Source organism: Pseudacidovorax intermedius (assembly GCF_003350475.1).
GTDB lineage: Bacteria > Pseudomonadota > Gammaproteobacteria > Burkholderiales > Burkholderiaceae_C > Xenophilus > Xenophilus intermedius.
On sequence record NZ_QQAV01000011.1, the window covers coordinates 68,492 to 85,438 of the forward strand.

General features: G+C 68.0%; 17 protein-coding genes. 10 read left to right on the forward strand and 7 right to left on the reverse strand.

The window, feature by feature from the left end:
- Positions 1–2 precede the first annotated feature (2 nt).
- The 6 genes from meaB to DFR41_RS22275 are packed head-to-tail and all read left to right on the forward strand — an operon-like array spanning position 3 to position 6,909.
- Positions 3–1,109, forward strand: a complete 1,107-nt coding sequence (meaB, locus tag DFR41_RS22250; RefSeq protein WP_114804322.1) for a methylmalonyl Co-A mutase-associated GTPase MeaB — start codon at positions 3–5, stop codon at positions 1,107–1,109.
- Positions 1,106–2,638 carry an acyl-CoA carboxylase subunit beta gene (locus tag DFR41_RS22255; protein WP_114804323.1) on the forward strand — a complete coding sequence of 511 codons (1,533 nt, stop codon included), beginning with the start codon at positions 1,106–1,108 and terminating at the stop codon, positions 2,636–2,638. Before meaB ends, DFR41_RS22255 begins: the two co-directional genes overlap by 4 nt.
- A gap of 25 nt (positions 2,639–2,663) precedes the next feature.
- Positions 2,664–3,281, forward strand: a complete 618-nt coding sequence (locus DFR41_RS22260) for a glutathione S-transferase family protein (RefSeq protein ID WP_114804324.1) — start codon at positions 2,664–2,666, stop codon at positions 3,279–3,281.
- A 38-nt stretch (positions 3,282–3,319) separates the two neighbouring features.
- Complete coding sequence (locus DFR41_RS22265; RefSeq protein WP_114804325.1) at positions 3,320–5,374, forward strand: acetyl-CoA carboxylase biotin carboxylase subunit; 2,055 nt, start codon at positions 3,320–3,322, stop codon at positions 5,372–5,374.
- Between the two features lie 24 nt (positions 5,375–5,398).
- Positions 5,399–6,421 carry a biotin synthase BioB gene (gene bioB / locus DFR41_RS22270; RefSeq protein WP_170159442.1) on the forward strand — a complete coding sequence of 341 codons (1,023 nt, stop codon included), beginning with the start codon at positions 5,399–5,401 and terminating at the stop codon, positions 6,419–6,421.
- Complete coding sequence (locus DFR41_RS22275) at positions 6,412–6,909, forward strand: VOC family protein (protein ID WP_425326720.1); 498 nt, start codon at positions 6,412–6,414, stop codon at positions 6,907–6,909. The genes bioB and DFR41_RS22275 overlap by 10 nt, the downstream gene beginning before the upstream one ends.
- 25 nt (positions 6,910–6,934) lie before the next feature.
- Here the strand turns inward: DFR41_RS22275 and DFR41_RS22280 are convergent, their stop codons facing one another.
- The 4 genes from DFR41_RS22280 to DFR41_RS22295 all read right to left on the reverse strand — a co-directional run bounded on the left by DFR41_RS22280 (position 6,935) and on the right by DFR41_RS22295 (position 10,547).
- Positions 6,935–7,570 (reverse strand): LysE family translocator, encoded by a 636-nt coding sequence (locus DFR41_RS22280; RefSeq protein WP_114804327.1) that lies wholly within the window; start codon positions 7,568–7,570, stop codon positions 6,935–6,937.
- Positions 7,567–8,235, reverse strand: a complete 669-nt coding sequence (locus DFR41_RS22285; RefSeq protein ID WP_114804328.1) for an RnfABCDGE type electron transport complex subunit B — start codon at positions 8,233–8,235, stop codon at positions 7,567–7,569. Before DFR41_RS22285 ends, DFR41_RS22280 begins: the two co-directional genes overlap by 4 nt.
- A 20-nt stretch (positions 8,236–8,255) precedes the next feature.
- Positions 8,256–9,764, reverse strand: a complete 1,509-nt coding sequence (locus tag DFR41_RS22290; RefSeq protein WP_114804329.1) for a polyhydroxyalkanoate depolymerase — start codon at positions 9,762–9,764, stop codon at positions 8,256–8,258.
- 159 nt (positions 9,765–9,923) lie between these two features.
- Positions 9,924–10,547 (reverse strand): YitT family protein, encoded by a 624-nt coding sequence (locus DFR41_RS22295; RefSeq protein ID WP_114804330.1) that lies wholly within the window; start codon positions 10,545–10,547, stop codon positions 9,924–9,926.
- A gap of 286 nt (positions 10,548–10,833) precedes the next feature.
- Between DFR41_RS22295 and DFR41_RS22300 the strand changes: the two genes are divergently transcribed.
- The 3 genes from DFR41_RS22300 to DFR41_RS22310 all read left to right on the forward strand — a co-directional run bounded on the left by DFR41_RS22300 (position 10,834) and on the right by DFR41_RS22310 (position 12,323).
- Entirely contained in the window at positions 10,834–11,049 is a 216-nt protein-coding gene (locus DFR41_RS22300; RefSeq protein WP_211322640.1) for a hypothetical protein, read from the forward strand.
- A 208-nt stretch (positions 11,050–11,257) separates the two neighbouring features.
- Positions 11,258–11,569 (forward strand): glycine zipper domain-containing protein, encoded by a 312-nt coding sequence (locus tag DFR41_RS22305; RefSeq protein ID WP_017760725.1) that lies wholly within the window; start codon positions 11,258–11,260, stop codon positions 11,567–11,569.
- A 49-nt stretch (positions 11,570–11,618) separates the two neighbouring features.
- Positions 11,619–12,323, forward strand: a complete 705-nt coding sequence (locus DFR41_RS22310) for a phage holin family protein (protein WP_114804332.1) — start codon at positions 11,619–11,621, stop codon at positions 12,321–12,323.
- A gap of 67 nt (positions 12,324–12,390) precedes the next feature.
- On the opposite strand, the gene DFR41_RS22315 is transcribed toward DFR41_RS22310, so the two are convergent.
- Complete coding sequence (locus DFR41_RS22315) at positions 12,391–13,452, reverse strand: quinone-dependent dihydroorotate dehydrogenase (protein WP_114804333.1); 1,062 nt, start codon at positions 13,450–13,452, stop codon at positions 12,391–12,393.
- A gap of 42 nt (positions 13,453–13,494) precedes the next feature.
- Between DFR41_RS22315 and rpiA the strand changes: the two genes are divergently transcribed.
- Positions 13,495–14,181: a ribose-5-phosphate isomerase RpiA gene (rpiA, locus tag DFR41_RS22320; protein WP_114804334.1), complete on the forward strand. Its 687-nt coding sequence runs from the start codon at positions 13,495–13,497 to the stop codon at positions 14,179–14,181.
- Positions 14,182–14,210: 29 nt separating this feature from the next.
- Here the strand turns inward: rpiA and DFR41_RS22325 are convergent, their stop codons facing one another.
- Together DFR41_RS22325 and DFR41_RS22330 are read right to left on the reverse strand one after the other, a co-directional pair.
- A complete protein-coding gene (locus DFR41_RS22325; protein ID WP_114804335.1) occupies positions 14,211–14,852 on the reverse strand; it encodes a glutaredoxin domain-containing protein in 642 nt (213 codons plus the stop codon).
- Between the two features lie 5 nt (positions 14,853–14,857).
- Positions 14,858–16,933: a M3 family metallopeptidase gene (locus DFR41_RS22330; protein WP_114804336.1), complete on the reverse strand. Its 2,076-nt coding sequence runs from the start codon at positions 16,931–16,933 to the stop codon at positions 14,858–14,860.
- Between the last annotated feature and the right edge of the window lie 14 nt (positions 16,934–16,947).

The following is a 16,947-nucleotide window of genomic DNA, read 5'->3' on the forward strand; positions in this document are numbered from 1 at the left end:
GCATGGGAGTGCTTTTCAAGGTCTCGGTCGAGGCCATCCACGGCCAGGCCGGCCCTGCCCAGCGCCGCGCCATGGCCAAGGCGATCACGCTGCTCGAATCGACCCGTGCCGACCACCGCGCGCAGGCCGACGAGCTGCTCACCGCGCTGCTGCCGCACACGGGCAAGAGTTTCCGCCTCGGCATCTCGGGCGTGCCGGGGGTGGGCAAATCCACCTTCATCGAGGCCCTGGGCCTGCACCTGATCGACCACGGCCACCGCGTGGCGGTGCTCACCATCGACCCGTCGTCCACCGTGTCCGGCGGCTCGATCCTGGGCGACAAGACGCGCATGGAGCGCCTCTCGGTGCACGAGCAGGCGTACATCCGCCCCAGCCCCTCGTCGGGCACGCTCGGCGGCGTGGCGGAGAAGACGCGCGAAGCCATGCTGGTCTGTGAAGCCGCGGGCTACGACGTGGTGATTGTCGAGACCGTCGGCGTGGGCCAGAGCGAGACGGCCGTGGCCGGTATGACCGACATGTTCGTGCTGCTGCAACTGCCCAATGCCGGCGACGACCTCCAGGCCATCAAGAAGGGCGTGATGGAAATCGCCGATCTGGTCGTCATCAACAAGGCCGACATCGACGCCGATGCGGCCACGCGGGCCCAGGCGCAGATCACCTCGGCGCTGCGGCTCTTCGGCCATCATGGCAATCCGCAACATGCCCAGGCGGTGCACGACGCGCACACCGGGGCCGAAGTGCGCCATTGGCTGCCGCGCGTGATGCAGCTCAGCGCGCTGACCGGCGCTGGCGTGGACCGCTTCTGGGCCGCCGTGACTGAGTTCCGCCAGTTGCAGACGGCCAACGGCCGACTCGAAGCACGCCGCGAGAAGCAGGCACTGGCCTGGATGTGGGAACGCATCGAGACCGGCCTGCGTCACGCCTTCCGTCAGCATCCCCAGGTGCGCGAGCGGCTGGCCGATGTGTCGGCCAAGGTGGCCGCCGGCCATGTGGCCGCGTCCACCGCCGCGCGCCAGCTGCTGGCTCTGGCCGCGCAGCCACCCATCCCCGAATCCCGGACGGCGACAGATGCGCCGCCCGCCTCATCCCCAACCGACAGGACACCATGAAGGACATCCTCGAAGAACTCGAACGCCGCCGCGCGCAGGCGCACCAGGGCGGCGGCCAGAAGCGCATCGATGCGCAACATGCCAAGGGCAAGCTCACGGCGCGCGAGCGCATCGAACTGCTGCTGGACGACGGCACCTTCGAAGAATGGGACATGTTCGTCGAGCACCGCTGCACCGACTTCGGCATGGCGGACAACAAGATCCCCGGTGACGGCGTGGTCACGGGCTACGGCATGATCAACGGCCGGCTGGTGTTCGTCTTCAGCCAGGACTTCACCGTCTTCGGCGGCGCGCTCTCCGAGGCCCATGCCGAAAAGATCTGCAAGGTGATGGACCAGGCCATGAAGGTGGGCGCGCCGGTCATCGGCCTCAACGACTCCGGCGGCGCGCGCATCCAGGAAGGCGTGGCTTCGCTGGGCGGCTATGCCGATGTGTTCCAGCGCAACGTGATGGCCTCGGGCGTGGTGCCGCAGATCAGCCTGATCATGGGTCCCTGTGCCGGCGGTGCCGTGTACTCGCCGGCCATGACCGACTTCATCTTCATGGTGAAGGACTCCAGCTACATGTTCGTCACCGGCCCCGAGGTCGTGAAGACCGTGACGCACGAGAACGTCACGGCCGAGGAACTGGGCGGCGCCATCACCCACACCACCAAGAGCGGCGTGGCCGACCTGGCCTTCGAGAACGATGTGGAGGCGCTGATGATGCTGCGCCGCCTGTACAACTACCTGCCGCTCTCCAACCGCGAGAAGCCGCCGGTGCGCCCCAGCGGCGACCCGGCCGACCGCGCCGACCTGTCGTTGGACACGCTGGTGCCCGACAACCCCAACAAGCCCTACGACATGAAGGAGCTGATCCTCAAGGTCGTGGACGACGGCGACTTCTTCGAGCTGCAGCCCGACTACGCCAAGAACATCGTGATCGGCTTCGCTCGCATGGAAGGCCAGAGCGTGGGCATCGTCGCCAACCAGCCGCTGGTGCTGGCCGGCTGCCTGGACATCAAGAGCTCCATCAAGGCGGCGCGCTTCGTGCGCTTCTGCGATGCCTTCAACATCCCGGTCGTCACCTTCGTGGACGTGCCCGGCTTCATGCCCGGCACCAGCCAGGAGTACGGCGGCATCATCAAGCACGGCGCCAAGCTGCTGTATGCGTATGCCGAATGCACGGTGCCCAAGATCACCGTTATCACGCGCAAGGCCTATGGTGGCGCGTACGACGTGATGGCGTCGAAGCATTTGCGGGGCGACGTCAACCTGGCCTGGCCGCGTGCCGAGATCGCGGTGATGGGCGCCAAGGGCGCGGTGGAGATCATCTTCCGCGAAGAGAAGAAGGACCCCGAAAAGCTCGCCGCCCGCGAGGCCGAATACAAGGCCCGCTTCGCCAACCCCTTCGTGGCCAGCGCGCGTGGCTACATCGACGACGTCATCCTGCCGCACGAGACGCGCAAGCGCATCTGCCGCAGCCTGGTGATGCTGCGTGAGAAGAAGCTGGAGAACCCGTGGCGCAAGCACGGGAACATCCCACTGTGAGCGCCGTGCAGTCAAGGAGCACACCATGACCCTCAGCCTCTACTACCACCCGTACTCGCGCGCCGCGGGCACGCTCTGGGCGCTGGAAGAAGCCGGCGTCGACTACGACTTGAAGGTCGTCGACATCATGAAGGGCGAGCAGAAGGGCCCCGAGCTGATGTCGAAGAATCCTATGGGCAAGCTGCCCACGCTGGTGGACGGCGATGTCGTCGTCACCGAGTCGGCCGCCATCGCGCTCTACCTGGCCGACCGCTACGCGCCCCACCTGGCGCCAGCGCTGGACGATCCGCAGCGCGGCACCTACCTGCGCTGGGCGCTCTTCGCGCCGAGCGTGATCGAGCCTGCCGTCATGGCCAAGCATTCGGGCTGGACCGTCAAGGAGATGTCGGCCGGCTGGGGCAGCTTCGACAGCATGCTCGGCGCAGCGGAGGCAGCCATCGCGGGCAGCGACTTCCTGTTGGGCGAGCGCTTCTCCATGGCCGACGTGGTGTTCGGCGGCACGCTGCGCTTCATGATCGCCTTCAAGCAGATCGAGTCCACGCCCGTGTTCGCTGACTATGTCGCTCGCCTGGACGCGCGCCCTGCCTTCCAGCGGGCCGAGGCCAGGAATGCCGCCATGCGCCAGTCGCTGGGCCTGCAGTGAGCAGCGTCGCATCGCAACGCCCAAAGAACGGAGCCGCAATGTTCAAGAAGATCCTGATCGCCAACCGCGGCGAAATCGCCTGCCGCGTCATCAAGACCGCCCGCAAGATGGGCATCGAGACCGTGGCCGTGTACTCGGACGCGGACCGCGACGCCCGCCATGTCGAACTGGCCGACGAGGCCGTGCACATCGGCGCGGCGCCGTCGCGCGAGTCCTACCTGATGGCCGACCGCATCATCGAGGCCTGCAAGAAGACCGGGGCCGAAGCGGTGCACCCGGGCTACGGCTTCCTGTCGGAGAACGAGGCCTTCGCCAAACGCGTGGAGGAAGAGGGCATCGTCTTCATCGGGCCCAAGCACCATTCGATCGCGGCCATGGGCGACAAGATCGCCTCCAAGAAGCTGGCGAACGAGGCCAAGGTCAACACCATCCCCGGCTACAACGACGCCATCGACACGCCCGAGCAGGCGGTGGAGATCGCCAAGGGCATCGGCTATCCGGTGATGATCAAGGCCAGTGCAGGTGGCGGCGGCAAGGGGCTGCGCGTCGCCTTCAACGACAAGGAGGCGCTGGAGGGCTTCACCTCCTGCCGCAACGAGGCGCGCAATTCCTTCGGCGACGACCGCATCTTCATCGAGAAGTTCGTCGAGCAGCCGCGCCACATCGAGATCCAGGTGCTGGGTGACAGCCAGGGCCATGTGATCTACCTCAACGAGCGCGAATGCTCCATCCAGCGACGCCATCAGAAGGTGATCGAGGAGGCGCCGTCGCCCTTCATCAGCGATGCCACGCGCAAGGCCATGGGCGAGCAGGCCGTGGCGCTGGCCAAGGCGGTGAACTACCAGTCCGCCGGCACGGTGGAGTTCGTGGTCGGCAAGGACCAGGACTTCTACTTCCTGGAGATGAACACCCGCCTGCAGGTCGAGCACCCGGTCACCGAGTGCATCACCGGGCTGGACCTGGTGGAGCTGATGATCCGCGTCGCGGCCGGCGAGCCGCTGCCGCTGACGCAGGCCGACGTGAAGCGCGACGGCTGGGCCATCGAATGCCGCATCAATGCGGAAGACCCGTTCCGCAACTTCCTGCCGTCGACGGGCCGGCTGGTGAAGTTCCAGCCGCCGGCCGAATCGCTGTCGGCCTCCGAGCCGAATGCGCCTGACGCCTATGGGGTGCGCGTGGACACCGGCGTGTACGAGGGCGGCGAGATCCCGATGTACTACGACTCGATGATCGCCAAGCTCATCGTGCACGGGCGGGACCGGGCGCATGCCATCGCGCTGATGCGCGAGGCGCTCAACGGCTTCGCGATCCGCGGCATCCACAGCAACATTCCTTTCCAGGCGGCGCTGCTGGCGCATCCCAAGTTCGTCAGCGGCGAATTCAACACCGGCTTCATCGCCGAGCACTACGGCCACGGTTTCCGGGCTGAGGACGTGCCGCACGACGACCCGGACTTCCTCGTCGCCCTGGCCGCCTACGCGCATCGCCGCTACCGCGCGCGTGCCTCGGGCATCAGCGGCCAGCTGGCCGGCCATGGCGTGAAGGTGGGTGAGCAGTTCGTCGTCGTCACGCTGGCCGCGGACGGCGAGCATCGTCACACGCCGGTGAGCGTGACCGACTTCCAGGGGGCGACTGGCGCGAGCGCCGTGCAGGTGGGCGGCCGCAGCTACCAGCTCGAAAGCCGGTCGCCGCTGGGCGGTATCCGTCTCGAAGGCCGCGTGAACGGGCAGCCCTTCACGGCGCAGGTGGAACGTGGTGCGGGCAAGAACCCGCTGGCGCTGCGCGTGCAGCACAACGGCACGCAGATCGAGGCCGTGGTGCTGTCGCCGCTGGGCGCGCGGCTGCAGTCGCTGATGCCTTACAAGGCACCGCCGGACATGAGCAAGTTCCTGCTCTCACCCATGCCCGGGCTGCTGGTGGACGTTGCCGTCAAGGAAGGCCAGCAGGTGCAGGCCGGCGAGAAGCTGGCCGTCATCGAAGCCATGAAGATGGAGAACGTGCTCTTTGCGGCGCAGGACGGCGTGGTCGGCAAGATCGCCGCGGCCAGCGGCGAGTCGCTGGCAGTGGACCAGGTGATCCTGGAGTTCAACTGAATGGGCATGGGGACGATCGAGCGCATGGATACGACCCTTGAACATCCCGTGAGGCTGCATCGCGCAATATCCGCGGCCTCCGAAACCGCACGATGGCGCGTCGAGGAGGTGCAGGCTCTGCTGGATCTGCCCTTCAACGAGTTGCTCTTCCGCGCGCAGACCGTGCACCGCGAGCACTGGCCGGCCGGCGACATCGAGCTGGCGACGCTGCTGTCCGTCAAGACGGGCGGTTGCCCGGAGAACTGCGGCTACTGTCCTCAATCTGCCGAGTTCGACACCGGCGTCAAGGCGCAGAAGCTGATGAGCGTCGAAGAGGTCACTGCCGCCGCACAGGCGGCCAGGGATGCGGGCGCCACACGCTTCTGCATGGGCGCCGCCTGGCGTGCGCCCAAGGACCGCGACATCGAGAGGGTGGCCGAGCTGGTGCAGGCCGTGAAGGGCCTGGGCCTGCAGTCCTGTGCCACGTTGGGCATGCTGGAGGCTCATCAGGCCCAGGCGCTGCGCGACGCCGGCCTGGACTACTACAACCACAACCTCGACACCGCGCCCGAGTACTACGGCGACATCGTCGACACCCGCACCTACCAGGACAGGCTGGACACGCTGGCCCATGTGCGCGCGGCTGGCATCAGCGTGTGCTGCGGTGGCATCGTGGGCATGGGCGAAGCGCCGGTGCACCGCGCCGGCCTGCTGGCGCAACTGGCCAACCTCGATCCCTATCCGGAGTCGGTGCCCATCAACAGCCTGGTGCGTGTGCCCGGTACGCCGCTGGCGGACAGCGAGCCTATCGATCCGCTGGACTTCGTGCGCGTGATCGCCGTCGCGCGCATCCTCATGCCCAAGGCGCGGGTGCGCCTGTCGGCCGGCCGCCAGCAACTGGGCGAGGCAGTGCAGGCGCTGTGCTTCCTGGCCGGCGCCAACTCGATCTTCTACGGCGACAAGCTGCTGGTCACCGGCAATCCCGATGTGGAGGCCGACCGGCAGTTGCTGGCCAGGCTGGGTCTGCGCGGCCATGAGGTGGCCGCCAATGAAGGAGCATGCGAATGACTGCTGAACGTCCGTTCAAGGTGCTGGGCGTCCAGCAGATCGCCATCGGTGGCGTCGACAAGCAGCGCCTTGCCACGCTGTGGGTCGACATGCTGGGGCTGGAGGTGACCGGCACCTTCAAGAGCGAGCGGGAGAACGTCGACGAGGACATGTGCGCCATCGGCAGCGGACCCTTCAAGGTGGAGGTCGACCTGATGCAGCCGCTGGACCTCGAGAAGAAGCCGGCCGTACACACGACGCCGCTCAACCACGTCGGTTTGTGGATCGACGACCTGCCGCGCGCCGTGGAATGGCTGACGGCGCAGGGCGTGCGCTTCGCACCGGGCGGCATCCGACACGGGGCGGCCGGGTTCGACATCTGCTTTCTGCATCCCAAGGGCAACGACGAGTTCCCCATATCGGGGGAGGGCGTGCTCATCGAACTGGTGCAGGCGCCAGCCGAGGTGGTGAAGGCCTTCGGCGCGCTCGCGGCCACCTCGGGGGACTGAGCGTGAGCGTGGCCGGAGCAGGCGTTCAGGCGCCTGGCCGTCGTCCCAAGGCCAGTGCACCGGCCAGGAGCCACATGCCCGCGCCACAGCCGCGGTTGAGCCAACGCAGGCTGCGCTGGGACATCCACCGTACGGCCTGCGTGCCGGCGCATGCGTAGGCCAGCATCACCAGCAGGTCGATGGCGATGAAGACGCCGCCCAGCAGCGCGTACTGCGGCGCCTGTGGCTGGCGAGCATCGACAAACTGAGGCAGGAAAGCGGCGAAGAAGAACACCGCCTTGGGGTTGGACAGGGCCACGGCCAAGCTGCGCAGCAGGGCGACGCCGCGCTGCGCTTCGTCCTGGGGCGCCTGGGCAAGCGCAGCGCGCGGATCGGTCGTCGGTGCACGCCATATTTTCAGGCCCAGCCAAGCCAGGTACAGCACACCCGCCGCGCGCAGCGCGTCGAACAGCCAGTGCGAGGCCGCCAGCAGCGAACCCAGGCCCAATGCCACCACGGCGATGACGGCGGCGCTGCCGAAACAGGCGCCTGCGATGCCCCAGGCCGCTCGGCGCATGCCGCCAGCCATGCCGTTGGACAGGGCGAGCAGCATGGTCGGTCCGGGTATCACCGCGATGGCCACGCAGGCCAGGACGTAGAGGAGCAGCGTCTCTGCGGTCATGGAGCGTCTGCCCGGGGCACGCGTCCGGCGCGCGCTCGCGCCAAGGCTGCTTCCACGATCTGGCGTTTGCGAGTCTCGGTCGTTTCGGCGCTGTTGTTCGCCGCAGGCAGGGCGTCGACGGCGGCAGGGCGGGCGACTCCGGCCACGGGCTGCTGTTCGTTCTCAGGGGGCGCGATGCGCCGCTGGCGCGCGGTGTAGCGTCGCCGGGCATCGTCGGCCTGCGTCTGCGACCACGCCGCCCATCCGCTCAGGCCGGGCGTGACCACCTCCAGAGCGATGCAGTCCACCGGGCAGACGGGCACACACAACTCGCAGCCCGTGCAATGCGTCTCGATGACGGTGTGCATCCGCTTGTGGAAGCCCAGGATGGCATCCGTGGGGCACACCTCGAGACAGCGCGTGCAGCCGATGCACCAGGCTTCGTCGATCACGGCCAGGGTGCGCGGACCTTCGCTGCCGCACTCCGGGTTCAGCGGGCGCTCGTCGCGCCCCAGAAGCGCCGCCAGGCGACGCACGCCATCGGCACCGCCCGGCGGGCAGCGGTCGATGGCGGCGCTGCCGTCGGCCAGCGCCGCGGCGTAGCCGGCGCAGTCCGGGTAGCCGCATCGGGTGCACTGCGTCTGGGGCAGGGCATCGAGCAGGCGTTCGGTCAGCGTACCGGACATGAGGGCAGGGCGCGCCGGGCTCAGGCGCTCGTTCGCCGCCGTGCCGGGGCCTTGCGGGCAGGAGCGGGCGAGGGCGCCTCGGCCACGCTGGCCGGCGCGGCGGCAGGCTTGGCCGTCTTGCGGGCCGGCACCTTGCGGGGCGCAGGAGCGGCCGCGGGCACCTCGACGGTCTCGGAGGCCTTCGCCGCAGGCTTGGCCACCACCGCCTTGGCCGCGCGCGGACGTCGAACGTCCTCGGCGGCGAGCGGCGCGTCGTCGCGGGTCTGGGGCTGGTCGTGCGCAGCGATGAAGGCACAGACCTTGGGATAGACCATCTCGCGCCAGCGGCGACCGCTGAAGATGCCGTAGTGGCCTGCGCCGGCGACTTCGTAATGCTCGCGGTGCTCTGCCGGGATCTGGGTGCACAGGTCGTGCGCGGCGCGGGTCTGGCCGGAGCCGGAGATGTCGTCCAGTTCGCCTTCCACGGTCAGCAGTGCCGACTGGCGGATGTCCTGCGGCCGCACGCGCTCGATCTGGCCCGCCTCGTTGCGCACGTCCCAGGTGCCATGCACCAGCTTGAATTCCTGGAAGACCGTGCTGATCGTCTCCAGGTAGTAGTCCGCATCCATGTCGAGCACGGCGTTGTACTCGTCGTAGAACTTGCGGTGGGCCTCGGCGCTGGCGTCGTCGCCCTTCACGAGATCCTTGAAGTAGTCGTAATGGCTGGTCGCGTGCCGGTCGGGGTTCATCGCCACGAAACCGGTGTGCTGCAGGAAGCCGGGGTAGACGCGCCGGCCTTCGCCCGGAAAGCCCTGCGGCACGCGATAGATGACGTTGTTCTCGAACCACTCGAAGCTCTTGTTCATCGCCAGGTTGTTCACGGCGGTGGGCGAGCGGCGGGCGTCGATGGGGCCGCCCATCATCGTCATCGTCAGCGGCGTCGCCTCGCCGCGGCTGGCCATCAGCGAAATCGCGGCCAGCACGGGCACCGTGGGCTGGCAGACGCTCATCACATGGCAGTTGCCGTATTCGGCCTGCACGTGGCGGATGAATTCCTGCACATCGTTGATGTAGTCGTCCAGGTGGAACTCGCCGTCGGACAGCGGAACGGTGCGGGCGTTCTTCCAGTCGGTGATGTAGACCTTGTGGCCCTGCAGCATGGTGCGCACGGTGTCGCGCAGCAGCGTGGCATAGTGGCCCGACAGGGGCGCCACGATCAGCACGACCGGCTGGCTCTTGAGCGTGGCCAGCACCGCCGGGTCGTCCGTGTAGCGCTTGAAGCGGCGCAGCTGGCAGAAGGGCTTGTCGATCTCCACGATCTCGTGGATCACCACGTCGGCGCGGTCCACCTCGACGGACTGGATGCCGAATTCAGGCTTTTCATAGTCCTTGCCCAGCCTGTAGAGCAGGTCGTAGCCCGCGGCCACGCGCTGGGCCATCGGCAACTGGCTGAACATGGAGCCGTTGCCGTAGAGCTTGGAGACGGCCCGTGCGAAGTCCGCGAAGGGCTCCATCAGCGAGCGCTGGGCTTCATAGAGGTGGTACAGCATGGGGTCGTGAGGCGCAAGTTTCGCTGCGCCGCAATATAGCAGCGGGTCCTGACGCGAGGGCGCGCGGCGGCTGGGGCAGCCGCGCCTGCGCGGCAGAAGTGGCGGATCGGATGCGACGATGGACGCGCTCGTCGGTCGTCCCGGGAAAAAACCAGGTCTTCAGCTGCCGACGTAGCGGCCCGGCCGGTGGTTGATCCACAGGAATCCACCCATCACCCCGGCGCCGAGGATCGACCAGCCGACCCGCGAAGGCTCCACCACGAACAGCGCGGCCAGCAGCACGGTGCAGTCGATGGCCAGTTGCACCTTGCCGGCTCGCCAGCCGCGGCGCTCCTGCAGGTAGAGCGAGATGACAGTAGCGCCCCCCAGGCTGGCCCGATGGCGGGCGAGGAACAGGCAGCCCGTGCCCAGCATCAGTCCCCCGAAGATGGCCGCGAAGGCCGGATGCAGCGCCTGGATCGAGACGAATCGCGGGGCCAGCTCCGTCAGTACCGACAACAGCAGTACCGCGGCAAAGGTCTTGACGGTGAATTCGCCGCCCATCTGCTTCCAGGCAAAGCCGTAGAAGGGCAGGTTCAGCAGGAAAAAGCCTTGTCCCAGCCCGATCCCGGTGGCGTAGTGCAGCAGGAAGGCTGCCCCGGCGGTGCCACCCGTGAGCAGGCCCGCCTGGCCAAACAGCACCAGCGCCATGGCGACGAACAACGTGCCGGCACACAAGGCCTGGATGTCCTCGAATCGGGAATGGCGAAGTGAGGGCAAGGAAGGCCGTCCGGAGATCTCCATGGCGAGATGCTACGCAAGAAGCAGGCCGAATGAGCTCTAGGCGGAAGAAATTCGCAGATCGCAATCCGGGGAATCCAGGACTTGGAAGGGTAGCGGCACGGCGTGCCAGAAATGGCCTGCACGCCAGCGGGCTGCGGCGCCTCAGGCGATGGCTTCGCCTGCTGACACACCTTGGCGCGGCTCGCCCGGTCCCGCGCGACATGGGGAGCTCGACAGTGACGCCACCCCGCAAGTAAGGCCCGCCTCGGCCTTCTTGTTCAGAGCAGACCATTGAAGGAGTGCGACCGTGATGCTGCAAGTCTCTGCCCGCCAGTCCATGATGAGCACGCCGCCGGCCGACCCGGCGGAACTGCCGGTCCAGCCCGACCGCGGCACGCCGCTGACGCCCGGGCAGCAACCCCCGTCGCCGGTTCTGCCGGCCATGCGCGGAAGGGTGTCCCTTCGCATGCGGGTGCATCACTCCTTCATGCGTGCCGCCGCTTTTCGCTGGCGTACCCTCTGAATGGCGTCGTCTCCGCCCTAGGCAACTGCCCAACCAGCCGGCCTAACAGGTGGCGGGGGCTGACGCAAGCCGGGCCGCTAATGCCGACCGGGCGCTTGTCCGTCGGCAATGCGGCGAGGTACGGGCATTAATATCCTCCTCATGCCACCCGAGGTGGCTTTCGTTGTCGGCGCGTCGCCGATGTCTTGAATACGAGGGAAGGTATTCCATGTCCGTCACCCAGAATCTCGAAGCCGCCGCCAACGCCGTGGTCGAAGACCTTGCCAGCGATGTCCGCGGCGTGTTGTCCAACAAGGACCTCGAAGGCGTTCCCCAGCTCAAGGCGCTGAAGCAGCGCGTGGACACCAAGCTCGCGATCGCCCGCGAACTGGCCGCCGAAAAGAGCAAGGTGGCTGCGAAGAAGGCCAAGGAGGCCGCACAGACCGCCAATGCCTACGCGCACGATGAGCCCTGGCAGATCGCTGGCGCTGCCCTGGCCGTCGGTGTGCTTGTGGGTCTGCTGATCGGCAGCCGCCGTTGATGGTGCCGACACCGAATCGCCGTCTGCCCCGCACAACGGGGCTGCGCACATGAGTCGGCTGCTCGACGTGGTCGGGCTGGGGCCGCGATTGCGTCGCTGGAAGGCGGCAGGCGCCGAAGCCGCGCTGGGCGTCCATGACCGTGCGCAGCTCGCGGGGCTTGCCTGGCAGGAAGCTCGTGCGCCGCTCGCGCAATCGGCATTGCTGTCTGCACTGCTCGCTCTGGTCAGTGTCGTCGTGGGCGTTGTCCTTTCCGCAGCCGTGGTCGTCCATTACTGGGACGGTCCGTTTCGCGTCCGCGCGGCCTGGTGGGTGGCTTTGGCATGGGCCATCGTCTGGGTCGTGTTGGTGGCCCTGCTGCTGGCGCGAGTGCGGAAGACATCGCAGGCGGTCCATCCGCTGACTCAGGAATTGCGGCGCGACCTGTCCGGGGGCGCTGACCCTGATGCCTCACCGGCGCCGCAAGACCCCGCGCAGGTCGCGGCGATGCGCGAAGAGGTTCTGGCACGAATCGCCGACCAGCGTGCACGGCGTGCGTTGCTGCAGGAGCGTCGTGCGGCGGCCGAGGCCGAGGCGGCTGCCCGTGCAGCAGCGCAACCGCCAGCGCAGCCTCTGTCGGCAACCGCCATGCGAATGGCGCGTGAGCACCCCATCGCAACCGGTGCTGCAGCCGCTGCCGTGGTGGCTGTGCTGGGCCCGCGGCGTCTAGTCCGCTGGGCCGGCTGGGCATTGCCTATCCTTTGGAAGCTGCGCTGAAAGCCATCGAGGCCGGCTTGAAAGAAGCCGGTCTCTCTCCCTTTCTCTGTCCCCGGTGTTGTACCGGTCAACGGGCGCGAAGCAGGGCCTTCGCCACCTCCTTCACCAAGCCCGGACCGCGGTAGATCAGGCCTGTGTAGACCTGCACCGCATCGGCCCCCGCGGCGATCTTGGCCTGCGCATCGGCACCGCTCAGGATGCCGCCGACGCCGATGATCGGGAAATCCGCTCCAAGCGCACCCCGCAGCTGCCGGATCACCCGGTTGCTCGCGTCGCGCACCGGTGCCCCGGACAGGCCGCCGGCTTCCTGCCCATGCGGCAGCCCTTGCACCGCATCGCGCGCCAGCGTGGTGTTGGTGGCGATCACGCCGTCCATGCCCTGGCGGCGCAGCGCGCCGGCGATCACCGCCACCTGCGCCTCGTCCAGGTCGGGGGCGATTTTCAGGAAGATGGGTGTGCGCTTGCCGGTGCGCTCATGCAGTTGCGCGCGCCGGTCGGCCAGTGCGCCCAGCAGGGCATCGAGGGCCTCATCGCTCTGCAGGCTGCGCAGATTGGCCGTGTTGGGGCTGGAGATGTTGACGGTCACATAGTCCGCGTAGGCATAGACGCCGTCCAGGCAGGCGAGGTAGTCGTCGGCGGCCCGTTCGATGGGCGTGCTCGCGTTCTTGCCGATGTTGAGGCCCAGCAGCATCGGCAGCCGGTCCCGGCGCTGTCGGAAGCGTGCACGTTGCACATTGGCGAGAAAGCTGTCCAGGCCTTCGTTGTTGAAGCCGAGGCGGTTGATGAGGGCCTCGGCCGCCGGCAGACGGAACATGCGCGGGCGGGCATTGCCGGGCTGAGGGCGCGGCGTGACCGTTCCCACCTCCACGAAGCCAAAGCCCATCGCGGCGAATGCGTCGATGCAGCGGGCGTTCTTGTCCAGGCCTGCGGCCAGCCCCACACGGTTAGGAAAGCGCAAGCCGGCGAGTTCGACCGGGTCTTCCACCCGGCGCACGCTGTAGAGCGCCGCCAGCGGCGTGTTCTGTGTCCGGGCCAACTGCGCCAGCGTCAGCTCGTGGGCATCCTCCGCATCCATGCGGAACAGCAAGGGACGGGCGAGGCCGTAGAGGCCGGTGGCGGGAGCGGGCATCTGATAATTCGCGTTTTTTCGGACAACCCAGGATTCTCCCCGATGCCCAACGCCGCCATGACCCAGGATGAACTCAAGGCCCAGGTGGGCCGCGCCGCCCTCGACCACGTGGTCAGGGGCGAGATCGTGGGCGTCGGCACGGGCTCCACGGTCAACAAGTTCATCGAGGCACTCGCCACGATCCGCGACCAGATCAAGGGCGCCGTGTCCAGTTCGGAAGCCTCGACGCAGCGCCTGAAGGCCCTGGGCATTCCCGTGTTCGACAGCAACGAGGTCGATGAACTGGCGGCCTACATCGACGGTGCGGACGAGATCGACGGCCGCGGCTACATGGTCAAGGGCGGCGGCGCCGCGCTGACCCGCGAGAAGATCGTCGCGGCCCAGTCGCGCCGCTTTGTCTGCATCGCCGACGCCTCCAAGCGTGTCGAGGTGCTGGGCCGCTTTCCGTTGCCGGTGGAGGTGATCCCGATGGCGGCTCGGCGGGTGGCGCGCCAGTTTGCGGCCGAGGGCGGCACGGCCACGCTGCGCATGAAGGACGGCCAGCCGCTGGTGACGGACAACGGCCAGCACATCCTGGACGTGACCGGCCTGTCGATCCGTGAGCCGCTCGCTTTCGAGTCGGAGGTCAACCAGTGGCCGGGCGTGGTCACCGTGGGCGTCTTTGCGCACCAGAAGGCCAGCCTGTGCCTGCTGGCCACGCCGGAAGGCGTGCAGACCCTGCGCTATTGACCGCTGGCCGGGGCACGCTGGCCCCGCGTTCAGAAGCGGATGCCTGCCGGATTGCCGGGCGTCGGCCCGGTTGGTGGCGGAATGATGGGCGCCGGCGCCTCGGAGGCTGGCGGCGCGGCCGGTGCGGGCACGGGCGCAATGAGCGGGCGGGCCTGGGGCGGGGTGTACGCCGGCGGCAGACTGTTGCGGCCCGGATAGCCGGCCGCATCGAGATACTGCGACCACTGTGCATCGGCATAGCCGCGCAGTTGCTGGCTGCCGATGGTCAGCAGCGGCAGGCCGGTCTGGCCGCTGAGGCGCTGCAGCGCCTCGATCTCCGCATTGGTATTGACCGTGCGCTCCTGGAAGGGGATGCCGCGACTGCGAAGCAAGGAGCGCCCTTCATCGCAGGGCGCGCAGTCTCGCTGGGTGTAGAGCGTGACCGGGTAGCGTTGCACAAGCTGCCGCAGCTCGAAGGACAGGGCGGCCGCGCCTGTGTCGATGTCGTTGCCGCTGGGGGCTTCGACCGGGCGGGCGGCCGCCGAGGGAGCACGGTCCGAGAACGTGACCCGGCCCTGCGCGTCGACGGAGCGGTACAGAGGCTGGGCGCGCGCCGCGCCCCACAGCCCGGCGGCAGCCATGCCCACGGCGAGCAGCCACGCAGTCCGGCGCAGGGTGGGGGCGGCGGGCATTGCGCTCACGCCAGCGCTTCTTCTGCGAGCGGCTCGCTCATGCCCTGGTGGCGCAGCAGGGCGTCGATGCTCGGCTCGCGACCGCGGAAGGCCTTGAACGATTCCATCGCGCTGCGGCTGCCGCCCGCTTCCAGGATCGCTTCGCGGTAGCGGCGGCCGGTCTCCACGCTGGGCAGGCCCTGGGCATCGACCGTCTCCTCGAAGGCCGCATAGGCGTCCGCCGACAGCACCTCGGCCCACTTGTAGCTGTAGTACCCGGCCGCATAGCCGCCCGAGAAGATGTGGGTGAAGGTCATGGGCGTGCGGCTGAATGCGGGCGAGGGCAGCACGGCCACCTCGGTGCGCACTTCGTTCAACAGCGCCATCACGGCGCCGGGCTGGGCCGCGCTCGCATCCAACTGGGTGTGCAGCAGCATGTCGAACAGGGCGAACTCGATCTGGCGCAGCGTCTGCATGCCGCTCTGGAAGTTCTTGGCGGCGATCATCTTGTCGTAGAGCGCGCGGGGCAGCGGCGCACCGGTATCGACATGGGCCGTCATGTTCTGCAGCACGTCCCATTCCCAGCAGAAGTTCTCCATGAACTGGCTGGGCAGCTCGACCGCGTCCCACTCCACGCCGCTGATGCCCGACACGTCGTGCTCGTTCACCTGCGTCAGCATGTGGTGCAGGCCGTGGCCGAATTCGTGGAAGAGGGTGATGACGTCGTCGTGCGTGAGCAGCGGCGGCTTGCCGTCCACACCCTCCGCGAAGTTGCACACGAGGTGGGCGACGGGCGTCTGCAGCCGCTGGTCGTCGGGGCGCAGCCAGCGTGCGCGCACGTCGTCCATCCAGGCACCGCCGCGCTTGGCCGCGCGGGCCGAGGGGTCTAGGTAGAACTGGCCCACCTTCTGCACGCCGTCCGGCGTCTGTCGCTCGATGCGGTAGAAGACCACGCTGGGGTGCCACACCGGCGCATCGTCGCGGCGGATCTGCACCTCGAACAGGTTCTGCACGATTTTGAAAAGGCCATCGAGCACCTTGGGCGCCGGGAAGTAGGGCTTGACCTCCTGCTCGCTGAAGGCGTAGCGGGCTTCCTTGAGCTTTTCGCCGATGTAGCTCCAGTCCCAGGGTTGCGGATCGGCGATGCCGAGTTCGCGGCTGGCGAAGTCGCGCAGCTGCACCACGTCACGCTGGCCGTAGGGCTTGGCCTTGGCCGCCAGGTCGCGCAGGAAGCCGATCACCTGCTCGGGCGATTCCGCCATCTTGGGCACCACCGACAGTTGGCCGAAGTTACGGTAGCCCAGCAGTTGCGCCTCTTCCTGGCGCAGCTTCAGGATCTCGAGGATGAGCGGGGTGTTGTCGAAGGCCGGGTCGCCGAACTCGCTGGCACGGGTCACATAGGCACGGTAGAGGCGCTCGCGCAGCGCGCTGCTGCGGGCGAACTGCATCACCGGCAGGTAGCAGGGCATCTTGAGCGTGAGCTTGTAGCCGGCTTTGCCCTCGGCTTCCGCCGCGGCGCGGGCGGCGGCGACCACGTCAGGAGGGACGCCGTCCAGTTCCGACAGATCGGCGTAGTGCGCGAAGGCGTCGGTGGCGTCCAGCGCGTGCTCGCTGAACTTCTGGCTCAGCTCGGCCTGGCGCTCCTGGATCTCGGCATAGCGCTCGCGCGCGGCCCCTTGCAGCTCGGCGCCACCGAGCACGAAGTTGCGCATCGCATTGGCGTGGGCCTTGCGCTGCTCGGCATTGAGCGTGGCCACGTCGATGCCCTTGTACTTGGCATAGAGGCGCTCGTCGGCACCCAGGCGCGTCCAGAAGGCGGTGACGCGCGGCATGGCCTCGTTGTAGGCGGCGCGCAGCGCGGGCGTGTCGGCCACGGCGTTGAGGTGACCGACCGTGCCCCAGGCGCGGCCCAGGCGCTCCGTTGCCACATCGAGCACGCGGGCGATGGCCGTCCATTCGGAGGGAAAGTTGGGCGCCGTGACCTGCTCCAGGGCCGCTTCAGCTTGCTTCAAAAGGGCGTCGATGGCGGGCGCCACATGTTCGGGCTGGATGCGGTCGAACAGGGGCAGATCGGAGAAGTCGAGCAGCGGATTGGAGGTCATGCTGCCGATTTTGA

Bases quoted from the DNA above. Each gene is read 5' to 3' on its own strand.
- DFR41_RS22285 (WP_114804328.1), bottom strand. From the start codon at position 8,235: ATGTCCGGTACGCTGACCGAACGCCTGCTCGATGCCCTGCCCCAGACG.
- DFR41_RS22290 (WP_114804329.1), bottom strand. From the start codon at position 9,764: ATGCTGTACCACCTCTATGAAGCCCAGCGCTCGCTGATGGAGCCCTTC.
- DFR41_RS22255 (WP_114804323.1), top strand. From the start codon at position 1,106: ATGAAGGACATCCTCGAAGAACTCGAACGCCGCCGCGCGCAGGCGCAC.
- DFR41_RS22310 (WP_114804332.1), top strand. From the start codon at position 11,619: ATGAGTCGGCTGCTCGACGTGGTCGGGCTGGGGCCGCGATTGCGTCGC.
- DFR41_RS22325 (WP_114804335.1), bottom strand. From the start codon at position 14,852: ATGCCCGCCGCCCCCACCCTGCGCCGGACTGCGTGGCTGCTCGCCGTG.
- DFR41_RS22280 (WP_114804327.1), bottom strand. From the start codon at position 7,570: ATGACCGCAGAGACGCTGCTCCTCTACGTCCTGGCCTGCGTGGCCATC.
- DFR41_RS22265 (WP_114804325.1), top strand. From the start codon at position 3,320: ATGTTCAAGAAGATCCTGATCGCCAACCGCGGCGAAATCGCCTGCCGC.
- rpiA (WP_114804334.1), top strand. From the start codon at position 13,495: ATGCCCAACGCCGCCATGACCCAGGATGAACTCAAGGCCCAGGTGGGC.
- DFR41_RS22330 (WP_114804336.1), bottom strand. From the start codon at position 16,933: ATGACCTCCAATCCGCTGCTCGACTTCTCCGATCTGCCCCTGTTCGAC.
- DFR41_RS22260 (WP_114804324.1), top strand. From the start codon at position 2,664: ATGACCCTCAGCCTCTACTACCACCCGTACTCGCGCGCCGCGGGCACG.
- DFR41_RS22315 (WP_114804333.1), bottom strand. From the start codon at position 13,452: ATGCCCGCTCCCGCCACCGGCCTCTACGGCCTCGCCCGTCCCTTGCTG.
- DFR41_RS22275 (WP_425326720.1), top strand. From the start codon at position 6,412: ATGCGAATGACTGCTGAACGTCCGTTCAAGGTGCTGGGCGTCCAGCAG.
- meaB (WP_114804322.1), top strand. From the start codon at position 3: ATGGGAGTGCTTTTCAAGGTCTCGGTCGAGGCCATCCACGGCCAGGCC.
- DFR41_RS22305 (WP_017760725.1), top strand. From the start codon at position 11,258: ATGTCCGTCACCCAGAATCTCGAAGCCGCCGCCAACGCCGTGGTCGAA.
- bioB (WP_170159442.1), top strand. From the start codon at position 5,399: ATGGATACGACCCTTGAACATCCCGTGAGGCTGCATCGCGCAATATCC.
- DFR41_RS22295 (WP_114804330.1), bottom strand. From the start codon at position 10,547: ATGGAGATCTCCGGACGGCCTTCCTTGCCCTCACTTCGCCATTCCCGA.